The organism is Agarivorans sp. OAG1 (assembly GCF_037076485.1).
Lineage (GTDB): Bacteria > Pseudomonadota > Gammaproteobacteria > Enterobacterales > Celerinatantimonadaceae > Agarivorans > Agarivorans albus.
Genome location: NZ_AP028990.1, coordinates 505379 through 518930, shown reverse-complemented (window position 1 = coordinate 518930; position 13552 = coordinate 505379). Strand labels below are relative to the sequence as shown.

The window sequence follows — 13552 nt, the reverse complement described above, 5'->3', positions numbered from 1 at the left end:
ATGGTTATGGAAGATACCTACAAGATCATTATCGCTGACGACCACCCCTTGTTTCGTAGTGCTCTTCAGCAGGCAGTACAAACTGCCGTTCCCGATGCTCAGTTACTAGAAGCTGAGAATGTTAACGACCTACTTAAACTGCTCGAACTAGAGCGCGAACCCGACCTACTATTATTGGATTTGAAGATGCCCGGCGCCAATGGCTTCTCGGCATTTACCCACTTACATGGCCAGTACCCTGAATTGCCAATTGTGGTGATCTCGGCCAGCGAGGAAGTAAGCGTAGTACAAAAAGCCAAGCAGCTTGGCGCCACCGGCTTTATTCCTAAATCGACCCCGCTACAACAATTGGTTGCCGCCATTCAACACATTATTGAAGGCGACGACTGGTTCCCAGAAGGCATAAGCTTTAGCGCTCAAGCTGAGGAAGACCCTCTAGCCGAACGCTTAGCCAGCCTTACCCCTCAGCAATACAAAGTATTAGTAATGCTTAACGAAGGCCTGCTAAACAAGCAAATTGCCTACGAGCTAAATGTATCGGAGGCCACCATTAAGGCCCACGTTACTGCGATTTTCCGCAAACTTAACGTGAAAAACCGCACCCAAGCAGTAATCGCCTTGCAGCAATTAGAGCTAGAGCCAAGCCCAGAAGATAACGAGATTTAAAAAGCTTCTGAAAAATTAGAAAGCCCGCTGGTCGGGCTTAGTGTTTTAGGCAATAAATTAAGCTTAAGATTTTTGCATTTGCTGCTGGAAAGTAATTTCAATAAATTCGGCAGGGCGAGTCATCGCAACAAGTACTGTAATCTTTAAAATCCCTTCAAGAATATCCTCACTGGTCATGGTTTCACCTAAGCCAACATGCACGCTAAAGGCTTCTGCTGGCACCGATCCAGCTAAGCCCCCTTGTTTCCAGATTCCTGTAAGGAAGTTAGAAATCATGCTTTTAATCGTGACCCAAGTTTGTGCATCGTTTGGCTCAAATACATATGCTTTAGCCGCTAGTTTTAGCGATTGTTCGAGCATAATCATGGTGCGGCGCACATTAACGTAACGGTAATCCAAGCTATTGCCATCCAGAGTTCGAGCCCCCCAAACTAAGGTTCCCTGACCGGTAAATGAGCGAATCGCATTTATCGATTTACCATTGCCATCTGCGTTTAAGCTTTCTTGCTCTTCGACGGAAACAATCAAAGCAGGTGAAGTGACGCCAACTACTTCAATATTCGCAGGCGCTTTCCATACTCCTTGCATATTGTCGGTCATGGCATACAAACCGGCCATCGCGCCAGATGGAGGCAGCAAATTGAGTTGACTGCAAATTTCTTTAACAAGTGCTGGGTAAGTAATACAGGATGCACGTAAGGCTTTATCAATAACTTCGGGAGTAGGATCGTCATCACCTGTTTCGGTAGCAGTAAGTCCTGCCAACATTCTACCTATATCTGACGTGGCATCAGGTGCACCAAGCTCTGCGTTTATAGCCGCTTGCAATACCGCTTTACCTTCGTCACTTAAAAAGCCGAAGTGAACATCTGAATGACTAAACAAAGTGCTGTTTAGCCATGGGAAATACACAGCGCCAAAACCACCAATCTCTTTATTTGATATTACAGCTCTAAACGCTGCCACACTGTCTTCTTCGTCTTGAAATCCGTTATGAACATCTAACAGTGCAATACGGCTGCGCATTTTACTGCCACAATGCATCAGCATTTGCTGCTGCACCGCGTAACAATCGGCAGCTGCAAGACTGACTGCATCAGGAATCACCACCAGGGTAGGCTCTTGCTCTTCAACTAAGGAAGTAATGCCAGCTAACATTGCGTCTTTAGCCATGTCTGTCGCGTAATCACCAACCGATACGATGTAGCAAGGACCACCGCCATTTAAGAAAAACATCTGCATACTTTGGTACAAACGATACTTATTGCCGCTTGCTGCAACTGTATAGTGCTTGTCATCTAAAGACATATCTGCGCTTGCAGCGTCAGCGGCTTGTGCAAAATCAAACTGCAATCTAGCTCCAAAACCAAAAACACTTTGAAACTCAGCCATCGAGCTTATCCGAATAGGTTTGTTTAGTACTGACTTGTTATTTTTACTAGCGGTTTGGGTATAGCCGATAAATGCCGGTACTGCAGTTGCTACTTCCACGACTGAATTTGGAAACGCATTTTTTTCAACAATATACACACCGGGAGTTTTTATGTTTCTCATGCCGTTTTCCTCTTATAGATCCACTAATATTTCTGAGGCTTTGATCTTCTTTGCTGCGTCGAGATAGGTATAACAAACCAAGAAAACTACACATACTCAAAACATCTTAGTCAAATGCTCTGCGGCCGGAGGAATAAATTTGCTGGTACGATGATAACGCTCTCCATCAAACGACAACCACCCGAGCTTAGTAAGAGTACGTAGATCACGGCTCACTAGTGGCTTAGCAAATGCTGGTTCGAGCTGCTCACATCGCCATTCAGCTATATGTGAGCTTGTTGTACTGTGATAAGTCAGCTCTTCTGGATACTGATCCAGCGCTTGCAACCACCAGAGTTGATGAACACTAATTCCCAATTGGCGCGCTCGTTTTACTTCTTGAGGGTGACTCTCTGCCTCTAATACTAGCTTCTGGACTTCTTGGCGGAGCATCGTTTGCACAAAACCTTTACTATATTCAGCCATCAATGGAATTAGTTCTGCCCAACTAACTAGCAACTCACGATTAACCAAAGACAAATACAAGGTTCTTTCAGCTGTTTCAAAAATTTGCCAACTGCCGGTTGGAGATAACTTACAAGTTGGAGCGGGTAAGGTTTTAGGTTTAGCCACTATAAAACAATCGAACACCTGCCAAGCACTGCCATTCCAATTGGCCATCAGCCGCATATTAGTGCTAAGAAAACTATTTACTCCCCACCTAATCAAGCTACCCCTCCCGTTTATAGAAATGAAAAATTAGCGACATCGTAAGACTATTGTTGTTCAAGTACGCGTTAAAACATCAACCATTCTGTCCACTTAAGAGCTCGGCTTTAGCCAATCATTAGCGCCTTTTTGGCTATTAAGCAGCTGCTGGCAGAGTTTTTTCAAACGCAATGGACGCAGTGGTTTACTTAAGTAGGCAAAACCTTGAGCGCGTACGCGGTCGATTAGATCAGTTTGCCTATCGGCGCTAATAACAATGCCATGACAAGAGAGTTGCCCTTGATGAATTAAGCGCTGCAGCGCTTCTAAACCGGTTTTGTCATAGTCGAGGTGATAATCACTAAGAATTAATTCTGGCACCCAACCGCCCTCTATTACTTCTGCGGCGGTATCGGCATCTTCACAGCAAATCACTTCGTAGCCCCAACGGCTTAGCAGGCTTTCCATGCCGGCAAGAATGTCGGGCTCATTGTCAATACAGAGTACTTTTGCGCCTTGAGTAGTGCTAATGGGAGCACCTTCTAATTGCTTAGCTTTATAGATATTGGCTGCTTCAACCACAGGAACAGTAACGTAAAATACCGAGCCTTTGCCAAGTACCGATTCAACACCAATGGGAATTTCCAGTAACTCGGCAAAGCCTTGGGCAATTGCTAAACCTAAACCTAAGCCTTCTTCCCTAGCTCGGCCAGACTTTTGTAACTGTTGAAACTCTTCAAAAATTTGCTGCTGTTTGCTTTGCTCAATACCAGGGCCATTGTCCCATACTTCCAAACGTAAGCTATTGCCTTTGCGGCGCGCCCCCAATAAAACCTTACCTTTAGGGTTGTAACGTAATGCATTGGTAAGAAAGTTCTGCAAAATGCGGCGTAACAATTTGCTGTCGCTGCTTACAGTAAGCTTGCTGGTATGTAACTTAAGCTCTACCGCTTGTTGTTGGGCTAAGGGGATAAATTCAGCATGAATATGGTCAAGCAAATGGCCTATTTCAAATTGCTCTTTACTTACCACCACGCGACCTGACTCAAGGCGTGAAATATCCAGCAAATCACTAATGATTTCCTCGGCAGAATACAGCGACTTATCGATGCTTGCAGCCAAAAACTTGGTGTCGTTTTCTAAGTCGGCTTCAAGCAAAGAGCCAGCAAACAGCTTAGCGGCATTTAACGGCTGCATAAGGTCGTGGCTTACCGCCGCCAAAAAGCGCGTTTTAGATTGGTTAGCTTGCTCTGCGGCATGGGTAGCATGCACCAACTGTTGGTTAATAGACGATAACTGTTGAGTACGCTGGGCAACTCGCGCCTCAAGAATCTCGTTAGCTTGTTTGAGCATGTCTTCTGCTTGGCGAAAGGTGGTAATGTCACTAAAGGTCATTACATAGCCACCATTTGGCATCGGGTTACCTTGCACTTGAATCACCCGACCATCACGCCTGATCCGTGAAGAGGTGTGGCTATTGCCACGACGCAAATGCTCTACCCTACGTTCTACGTGTTCTTCAATATCACCCGGACCACACAAACCATTGATAGCATTATGGCGAATTAGATCTTCAATCGGCCGACCTACTGCAATCATGCCATTAGGAAAATCGAATAGCTCGGTATAGCGGCGATTCCACGACACCAATTTTAGCTCTTTATCTACAATGGCAATGCCTTGATCAATGTGCTCAATGGCCCCTTGTAACAGGTGTTTATTAAACTGCAGTAGCTCCGAGGCTTCTTCGGCAATCGAGGCAAACTCTTCAAGTTGAACTTGCTTACCTTGCAGGGCAGAACCCAGCACTAAACGCGCCGACGATGAACCAAATACCCCACCTAACATGCGTTCCGTTTCGGCAATCAGCTCCACCGGCGCTTGTTGATTAGGGCTAAGGTCCAGATCTCGAGAGCTCGCATATTTACCAAATGCCTCGCTAATGCGTTGAGTCCCCAAAAAGCGCGATGCCAGCATGTGAAGCTCTTCTACACTCACCTTTGATTGGTATAGCGCGCCGGCATCATCACTTTTACCGGTTTGGCCAACAAAGTTACTGGCTTGCAGCCACTCGGAAACGGCTGGGCTAGATAACTTAGACACCAATAAATACGCCAGCAAGTTACCCAACAAACTAAGCACAATGCCCCAGTTTTCATTGGAGATCAGCGCGTGACCAGCAAGTTGCGGTGCAGTCAGCCAATCGGCAATCCATTGGTTAAAAATCAAGGGATTTAGGCCATCGGTCATATTGAGTAAATTGAGTAGCCATAAGCTCATGCCCACTAACAAACCAGCATAAACACCGGTTCGATTGCCTTCTCGCCAGTACAAACCAAAGATAAGTGGAATCGCTAATTGAGCGATTGCAGCAAAAGATAAGAAGCCAATATCAGCAAGGTTTGTTAGCTCACCCAACATTAAGAAGGTGCCCCAAGCCAACAACAAAATCACCAAAATGGTGGTGCGGCGAACATTAAGCAGTAGTTCGCTAAACTGAGCAAAATTGCGACGGCTCAAACCGCCTTGTTTTAGCAGCAGCGGTAACACTAAATCGTTGCTCACCATAATGGCTAAAGCAATGGTCGACACCACCACCATGCCGCTGGCGGCGGAGGTTCCACCTAAAAATGCCACCATGCCTAACCAATCATGCCCTGCCGCAAGCGGTAAACTAATTACATAGTTATCGGCGGGCGTATTTGCCGGTAGCAAAACATCACCAGCAAAGGCGATGGGTAATACAAAAATAGCCAGCAACACCAAATAGGCAGGAAATAGCCAACGCGCGGTTTTTAAATCATTAACTTGGTTGTTTTCTACCACAGTTACATGAAATTGGCGGGGTAAACAAATAACTGCCGACATCGCTAACAGCGTGGCAATTACCAAATCTGTCACGTCGGCAACGCTAATCTCTTGCCATTTAAAGCTAAAGGACTCACTTACCGCTTGCTGGGCGCTAAGCGGCAAATCCCACAGTATCGATACCGCTAGCAAACCCACACAAACAAAGGCCACCAGCTTAACCAGCGACTCAAAAGCAATCGCTACAATCACCCCACGGTGATGCTCCGTGGCATCAATATGGCGAGTGCCAAATAACATGGTGAATATCGCCAAGGCGATACTCACAAACAAGGCGATTTGCGAGCTACTGCCTTTGCCCACGGCTTCACGCATTGCATCGCCGCCAAACAAGTCTAAACCCATCACAATGGCGCGTAATTGCAATGCGATATACGGCAAAACACCAATAATACAAATAAGTGAAATAACTACTGCTAAGGTTTGTGACTTGCCATAACGTGCTGCGATAAAGTCGGCAATGGTTGTGATGTGTTCGCGTTTAGCGATTAACACCACTCTAGCGAGTAGTTTCCAACCAAACAGAAATAGCAGTACCGGACCAAGGTAAATGGGAATAAAAGATAAGAAGTTCTCGCTGGCTTGGCCCACGGTGCCGTAAAAGGTCCACGAGGTACAATAAACAGCGATAGAAAAGCTATAAAAAGCCGGTTGCCAGCGCAAACGGGCACTGGCATTTTGATCGGTAAAATAGGCGATCACAAATAGCAAACCCAAGTACGCCAACGACAGCGGGATAACTAACCAGCCCTCACTTACTATTTGCATTTATTCTTTCTATCCTTGTGATCACTAAGCCATTTAATACAAGGCTTAACCCAGCCTCCACTATCAACAACTAGAACAACATCCATTTTTCTACCTGCCTACAAACATTGATTTACTGCTCATTTTATCTGCAGCTCGTTCACTTAACTTACGCTAGCAAAAAAGATTGTCGATAACTGTGATTAATACAAAGAGTTATCAAACTATTACTAGGGTCTGTTGATCTTTGCTGATGGTTTTTGCAGCAATTTCTTAGCCATTTAGGCAAGGCAGTGAGTGTGCAGTTAAGTGGGCTGAATAATCACTCGCTAACGCTGAATAAATGGCTAAGAAATGCTGCCCGCAGGGTTCGGGTAAGCGAACTTTACTCTTTGTTAAGCACTTCTTGCTTAGCCCACTAGGCTTCTAAGTGCTCGCCGCGATTAAAGCCCGCTTAGCTCGAACAAAATTTCAACACCAAAGATCAACAGCCCCTAGGAAAGCAGGGAATTTAAACTTAACAAAAACTGCATTTTCTAGCTGCCAAAATCCGCTTAAGGCCGCGTTTAGACTAAAGTCGTCTAGGTTCGCTAAGCAAAAAATATCATGCTAAATACGGATAAATACCTGAGTTAAACACGACTAGGTGAGGCAATGAGTACCGACTTTAATTTTCAGCACCCGCCCTTTGATCAGCTTGAGCCCAAGCAGCGTGAACTGGTGTCTAGCAATCTAGACATTCACTATTTTCAAAGCCAGCAAAAAATAGTTACAGCGGGCGCACAAGCCTCCAGTTTGTTCATTATTATTAAAGGCCAAGTTGAAGAGCGCGCCGACAATAATGATGAGGTATTTGCCCACTACACGCTAGAAGACTGGTTTGATGTACGCTCGCAATTTGGCGGCTATGCAAAACATGACTACATCGCCCTAGAAGAAACCCTTTGTTACGCCCTGCCTAGCCAAATCTTCCGCCGCTTAGTGAGTGAAAACAGCGATTTTGGTGACTATTTTCAGCGTGACTTAGCCACCCGTCACCAACTGGTAGAGTCTCGCGAAGGCAATAAGAACTTGGCAGAGTTTATCCTCACCACCATTGATGAACGCAACGTACAACCCGCAGTGGTCATTGAAGGAGAGACCTCGCTGCAGCAAGCCACCCTAATTATGCGCGAGCAAAAGCTTGAGTCATTACTGGTCAATCACGACGGCTGCTTTGGCATGCTAACTGGTACCGACTTACTCCATGCTGCAGTACTGGTGCAGCAATCTCTCGATACTCCGGTTTGCCAGTTAGCCAACTTCAACTTAATCAGTGTGAACAAAGGCGATTTTTTGTTTAACGCCATGCTGTTAATGACGCGCAACAGCATCGAGCGAGTGGTGGTAAAAGACCAGCAAAAGATCATTGGCATACTTGAGATGGCGCATCTGCTTAGCTTGTTCTCGACCCACTCTCACGTATTGGCTTTACGCATTGCTCGCGCCTCAAGTATTGAAGAACTCAGCGAAGCGGCACACACCCTCAATAAACTAGTAGAAAACCTCTGCAATAACGGCATTCGCACCTTATTTATTATGAAGTTGCTAGCCACCATGAATGAGCAAATTATTAGCCGAGTGTTTGAACTGAGCATCCCTCACCAACATCACAACCACATATGTTTAATGGTGATGGGCAGTGAAGGTCGCGGCGAGCAAATCGTTAAAACCGACCAAGATAACGGCTTAGTCATCGAAGATGGTTATGATTGGCCAGAGCGACAACAGCAACTAAATCAGTTTAGCGAATACCTGCTCGAGTTAGGTTATCCGCCTTGCCCCGGCAACATTATGGTTAACAACCCAGAATGGGTGCAGCAACAAAGCCAATGGAGTAAAACCATTGCCAATTGGATAGAAACCGGCCACGGCGATGCCATGATGAACCTCGCCATAGTATTAGATGCCCACGCCATTGCAGGCAATAAAAGCCTTCTGCGTAGATTACGCAAAGATCTAATGGCACAAATGGCTAATCGCAGCGTTACCTTGGCGTTTTTTGCCCAGCCAGCCTTAAAGTTTCATACCCCACTCACCATGTTTGGCAATATTAAATCCAAACAAGCAGGCTTAGATATCAAGAAAGGCGGGATTTTTCCTATTGTGCATGGGGTGCGCGCCCTAGCCTTAGAACATGCAATTAGCGCGACCAATACCTTAGAGCGCATAGAACAGCTCGCCTCATTAAAAGTGATAGACGAGGACAGTGCAGCTAACCTTAAAGAAGCACTATTGCTGTTTTTTAAACTGCGTATTCAACAGTTATTCCCCGCTGAAGAGGGCCAAGACTATCACGTGCTTAAGCTAGACAAACTCAATCACAGTCAGCGAGATTTATTACGCCATGGCTTACACGTTGTGAAAAAGTTTAAGCAGCTATTAGCGCTACACTTTAATATTCGCGATTACTAGGCGGTTAAATGTTGCAGCGTTTGCTTTACCAACGAAAATATAAAGACAGCGAATTCGCCACGTTGTTTGCCCCTTATCGGGGTAAAGAATATGTAGCATTAGATTTAGAAACCACCAGTTTAGACACCAAACTGGCCGACATCGTTTCGATGGGTGCGGTCATCATCAGTGAAAATCGTATTTTGGCCAGCCAGTGTTTTGATATAAAAATTCGCGCTACCGATAAACTTGCTGGCGACTCAATTAAAGTGCATCGCCTTCGCCACAGTGATTTAGCCCAAGCCTGCAGCATTGAAGAGGCTTTGCCGAAGCTGCTGCAGTTTATTGGCGCTCGGCCAATCGTGGGTTACAACATTGGCTACGACCAACGGATTTTAAACCGCCATTGCAAACAACGTTATGGTTTTAAATTGGTGAATCCACTCATCGACGTAGGTCGAATGTTTGCCGACAAAGTACATGTAGACCACGTGGGTATAAGCCCCAACCAAGACTTAGTGCATATATGTCAAAGTTTAGGTATTCCGCTATCTGGTCGCCATCAAGCGATTGACGACGCGATAACTGCAGCGATGATCTATTTGCGTTTACAACTGGGCCCAAGACCAACCAGTGCGCTGCCTCAAGCCATATCAGCTTAACCACCCTGTTGATAAAATAAACGCTAGTATGAATGGGATTTCATCGTTCAATTAAGCTATAAGCGCTTAATCACAGCTCTGTGATTTGCCGAGAAAAGCCGCTAGTTCCAAGTATATTTTAAGGCTACATTAGCCCTAGTTTTCTCCAGTTTGGAAGGTTAAATGAAAAAACTCGCCCTATTAGTTTTACTTGCCAGTTCAGTCTCTTACTCTGCCTTTGCAGAGCAACCAAACCAAGATACCTTGGCCCAAACCGGTGCGCTAAACAGCAGTAAAACGCCGCTATTTGGCGCCGAAGTTTACAGCAACGACAAAGTGCTATACGGCAAATTTGTGGTACGCATGAAGTTAGTATCCGAGCCCGGAGTAGTTTCGTCGTTTTTCACTTACGACAACGAATCTTGGCAAGGCAATGGCATTCCGTGGAGCGAAATAGACTTCGAAGCCATTGGTAAAACGCCTCATCAGCTGCAAACCAACCTCATCACTGGCCAAGCCAATAAACGCAAACACAGCGAAAAGAAACACAAAGTTCCACAGCTAGAAGAGTTTGTTGAATACGCCATAACCTGGACACCAAACGAGATTATTTGGGAAGTAGATGGCGAAACAATCCGCCACGACACCGCCGAAAATTCAAAGCAAGTTATCGCCATGCGCGACATTCCACAAAGTTATCGCATGAACATTTGGATTTCGGAAGCCATTGGCTGGGTAGGTCGCTTTAAAGCCAGTAGTTTGCCACTTCACCAAGTTGTAGATTGGATTGAGTATTACGAATACCAAAATAACGGAGAGTTTGCCTTAACTTGGCGTGACGATTTTGACAACTTTGACCAAAAGCGCTGGGGCAAAGGCGATTGGGGCTTTGAATCAAACTTAGTCACCTTCTCTCCGAACAATGCCAACATTGTTAACGGTAAGCTAGTTCTTAGCCTAAGCGCCGAAGGCATGGATTTAGACTACAGCGAGTAACTCAATCAAGAATCCCAGCCATCTAGCTGGGATTCTTTAAAAACTAGTTAACCTGAGCTCAGCTTAGTTATATTGAGTTTCACTAGTTCTATCAAACACCTCACCTTGAGTGTTATCAACAGTGAGTTTAATTCTGCCGGTATTGTAGCGGGTAATCATAACCTTTGAGTTGGTCTTCAAAGCCACTTCATCGGCTTGAGTTATTTCCATCACCTCACCTGAGTTAGACTCCACCAAGTACTGAAAAGCCTCTATCTCTTTATTATTATTGGCTTCTATTGCCGCGCCCACTAAGCCAATTACCGCTAATGCCGCTCCCGCATCACGTGCGTTTTCACTACGCCCAGCACCAGCCATAAGACCGCCAGCAGTCGCGACAGCGAGTCCAGTATGTAAGCCTTGTTTATCTATATCAGAGGGTTTTACTCTTACCTGCTTAACACTAAGAACCACTGCTCGTGTCACCTGAACCGCACTTTCATCAGAATTATGTACATCTGGATCATAACGGTCGGCCATACTTGAGCACGCGCTGGTAACAATAACCATGGCAATGACGAGAAGTTTTTTCATAGTGTTTCCCATTTGAGCTTGTTAAAAAACCCAAATGTACCCGCACTTGAACAAGTTATTAAACGAACACCTTTAAGCGAAACTAACAGCTAAAGTTATCTCCCTTAGCTGCAAAAACCACCAAAGCAAAATAGCGTTAATTAGAAAGTGTTGCTTTAGCTCGCAAATTAATCCAACACAGGCCGTGAGCCGCCTCTCAGTTTCATCGCACAACATAAAAAATCACTTTGATTAATAAAGCATTTTACTATTCTTCACAAATAATTAACCAAAAGTCTAATTGTCGACAACCTGTGTCAGTGCGAGTCTAGATTAAAATCCGAGACGTCAATGACGATATCCCGCCTCACATCGAGGAAGCAAGGAGAGGAAGATGAGTGAACAAAAGCTGTACCCCGTTAAAGCTAACATTGCAGACAACTGCTTACTAAACGATCAGCAATATCTAGATATGTATCAAGAATCTATTACCCAGCCTGATCAGTTTTGGGGGAAGCACGGTAGCGAGTTACTCGATTGGATCCAGCCTTTTACTAAAGTAAAAAACACCTCATACGACCCTGGTCATGTAAGCATCAAATGGTTTGAAGATGGCCTGCTAAACGTAAGTGCCAACTGTATTGACCGTCATCTACAAGAGCGCGGTGACGAGGTAGCAATTATTTGGGAAGGCGACAACCCAGAAGAAGACAGCAAGCTCACTTACAACGAACTGTACCAACAAGTTTGTAAGTTCTCTAACGCGCTTAAACAGCAAGGCGTTAAAAAAGGTGAAGTAGTGTGTTTGTACATGCCAATGGTACCAGAAGCAGCGGTGGCCATGTTGGCTTGTACCCGTATTGGTGCCGTGCACTCGATTGTATTTGGCGGCTTCTCTCCGGAAGCACTAGCCGGTCGCATTATTGATTCAAATTCTAAATACGTGATTACTGCCGATGAAGGTGTTCGCGGCGGGCGTGGCGTACCACTTAAAGCCAACGTAGACCAAGCCTTAGAAAATCCAGACTGTGAGTTTGTTAAAAGTGTTGTGGTACTAAAACGTACCGGCGGTGAAGTAAACTGGAATGCCAACCGCGATGTATGGTGGCACGACATTACCGAAAACCAAGCTGCCGATTGCCCACCAGAGCCAATGAATGCCGAAGACCCGCTGTTCATCCTTTATACCTCTGGCTCTACCGGCAAACCTAAAGGCGTATTACATACCACGGGCGGTTACCTGCTTTACGCCACAATGACCTTTAAGTATGTATTTGATTATCACCCAGGCGATATTTACTGGTGTACCGCCGATGTCGGTTGGATTACTGGCCACAGTTACTTGGTATATGGGCCATTAGCCAATGGTGCCACCACCATCTTGTTCGAAGGTGTGCCTAACTACCCTACCTCAGCTCGTATGAGCGAAGTATGTGACAAACACCAAGTGACCATTTTATACACGGCTCCAACCGCTATTCGCGCCCTAATGGCGCAAGGTGATGCCGCCGTGCAAGGTACCAGCCGCAGTAGCCTGCGAATTATGGGCTCGGTAGGTGAACCGATTAACCCAGAAGCGTGGGAGTGGTATTACCGCACCATTGGTGACGAGCGTTGTCCAATTGTCGACACTTGGTGGCAAACCGAAACCGGCGGTATTTTAATTACTCCACTACCAGGAGCAACCGCACTTAAACCTGGTTCTGCGACTCGCCCATTCTTTGGCGTGCAACCAGCCTTAGTAGATAACGAAGGTAATGAGCTAGAAGGCGCTGCCGAAGGTAACCTGATTATTAAAGACAGCTGGCCAGGACAAATGCGCACCGTTTATGGTGACCATGAGCGTTTTGAACAAACCTACTTTTCAACCTTCCCTGGAACCTACACCACCGGAGACGGCGCACGCCGCGACGAAGACGGCTACTTCTGGATTACTGGTCGTGTAGATGACGTACTAAATGTAAGTGGTCACCGCATGGGTACCGCCGAAATTGAAAGCGCACTAGTTGCCCACCCTAAAATTTCAGAGGCTGCCGTGGTAGGTGTTCCTCATGAAATTAAAGGCCAAGGCATATATGCTTACATCACCCTTAATGCCGGTGAAGAGGCCAGCGCCGAGCTACATAAAGAAGTGAAAGCCTGGGTACGTAAAGAAATTGGCCCAATTGCCACGCCGGACATTTTACACTGGGCAGAGGCTTTACCTAAAACCCGTTCAGGCAAAATTATGCGCCGTATTTTGCGTAAGATTGCCACCAACGAGACCGACTCTCTAGGTGATACCTCGACCCTAGCGGATCCATCAGTGGTTGATAAGCTAATAGAAGAAAAATCGAATGCAGCTTAATTGCTAAAACCAAAAAGCCGCTTTAGTTAGCGGCTTTTTTCTGTCCAGAAATAATGCAACT

General features: G+C 45.7%; 9 protein-coding genes. 5 read left to right on the top strand and 4 right to left on the bottom strand.

Going from position 1 to position 13552, the window contains the following annotated elements; all coding sequences use genetic code 11:
• Positions 1-666, top strand: a complete 666-nt coding sequence (locus tag OAG1_RS02495) for a response regulator transcription factor (RefSeq protein ID WP_016402048.1) — start codon at positions 1-3, stop codon at positions 664-666.
• A 63-nt stretch (positions 667-729) separates the two neighbouring features.
• On the opposite strand, the gene OAG1_RS02490 is transcribed toward OAG1_RS02495, so the two are convergent.
• From OAG1_RS02490 to OAG1_RS02480, 3 genes are all read right to left on the bottom strand, one after another.
• Complete coding sequence (locus tag OAG1_RS02490; protein ID WP_338623659.1) at positions 730-2220, bottom strand: phage tail sheath C-terminal domain-containing protein; 1491 nt, start codon at positions 2218-2220, stop codon at positions 730-732.
• A gap of 96 nt (positions 2221-2316) precedes the next feature.
• On the bottom strand, positions 2317-2928 hold the full coding sequence (locus tag OAG1_RS02485; RefSeq protein ID WP_338623657.1) for a hypothetical protein: 612 nt from the start codon (positions 2926-2928) through the stop codon (positions 2317-2319).
• Between the two features lie 93 nt (positions 2929-3021).
• Complete coding sequence (locus tag OAG1_RS02480) at positions 3022-6543, bottom strand: hybrid sensor histidine kinase/response regulator (RefSeq protein WP_016402051.1); 3522 nt, start codon at positions 6541-6543, stop codon at positions 3022-3024.
• 633 nt (positions 6544-7176) lie between these two features.
• On the opposite strand from OAG1_RS02480, the gene OAG1_RS02475 reads away from it, so the two are divergent.
• The 3 genes from OAG1_RS02475 to OAG1_RS02465 all read left to right on the top strand — a co-directional run bounded on the left by OAG1_RS02475 (position 7177) and on the right by OAG1_RS02465 (position 10592).
• Positions 7177-8976, top strand: coding sequence for a DUF294 nucleotidyltransferase-like domain-containing protein (locus OAG1_RS02475; RefSeq protein WP_152785681.1), 1800 nt, complete (start codon positions 7177-7179; stop codon positions 8974-8976).
• 8 nt (positions 8977-8984) lie between these two features.
• A complete protein-coding gene (locus tag OAG1_RS02470; protein ID WP_016402053.1) occupies positions 8985-9617 on the top strand; it encodes a 3'-5' exonuclease in 633 nt (210 codons plus the stop codon).
• 162 nt (positions 9618-9779) lie between these two features.
• A complete protein-coding gene (locus OAG1_RS02465) occupies positions 9780-10592 on the top strand; it encodes a family 16 glycosylhydrolase (protein WP_338623653.1) in 813 nt (270 codons plus the stop codon).
• Positions 10593-10655: 63 nt separating this feature from the next.
• Here OAG1_RS02465 and OAG1_RS02460 read toward each other — a convergent pair whose 3' ends face one another.
• Positions 10656-11165 carry a hypothetical protein gene (locus OAG1_RS02460; protein WP_338623650.1) on the bottom strand — a complete coding sequence of 170 codons (510 nt, stop codon included), beginning with the start codon at positions 11163-11165 and terminating at the stop codon, positions 10656-10658.
• A 373-nt stretch (positions 11166-11538) separates the two neighbouring features.
• Between OAG1_RS02460 and acs the strand changes: the two genes are divergently transcribed.
• On the top strand, positions 11539-13491 hold the full coding sequence (acs, locus tag OAG1_RS02455; RefSeq protein ID WP_338623648.1) for an acetate--CoA ligase: 1953 nt from the start codon (positions 11539-11541) through the stop codon (positions 13489-13491).
• The last annotated feature ends 61 nt before the right edge of the window (positions 13492-13552 follow it).

Bases quoted from the DNA above. Each gene is read 5' to 3' on its own strand.
- OAG1_RS02470 (WP_016402053.1), top strand. From the start codon at position 8,985: ATGTTGCAGCGTTTGCTTTACCAACGAAAATATAAAGACAGCGAATTC.
- OAG1_RS02465 (WP_338623653.1), top strand. From the start codon at position 9,780: ATGAAAAAACTCGCCCTATTAGTTTTACTTGCCAGTTCAGTCTCTTAC.
- acs (WP_338623648.1), top strand. From the start codon at position 11,539: ATGAGTGAACAAAAGCTGTACCCCGTTAAAGCTAACATTGCAGACAAC.
- OAG1_RS02480 (WP_016402051.1), bottom strand. From the start codon at position 6,543: ATGCAAATAGTAAGTGAGGGCTGGTTAGTTATCCCGCTGTCGTTGGCG.
- OAG1_RS02475 (WP_152785681.1), top strand. From the start codon at position 7,177: ATGAGTACCGACTTTAATTTTCAGCACCCGCCCTTTGATCAGCTTGAG.
- OAG1_RS02495 (WP_016402048.1), top strand. From the start codon at position 1: ATGGTTATGGAAGATACCTACAAGATCATTATCGCTGACGACCACCCC.
- OAG1_RS02490 (WP_338623659.1), bottom strand. From the start codon at position 2,220: ATGAGAAACATAAAAACTCCCGGTGTGTATATTGTTGAAAAAAATGCG.
- OAG1_RS02460 (WP_338623650.1), bottom strand. From the start codon at position 11,165: ATGAAAAAACTTCTCGTCATTGCCATGGTTATTGTTACCAGCGCGTGC.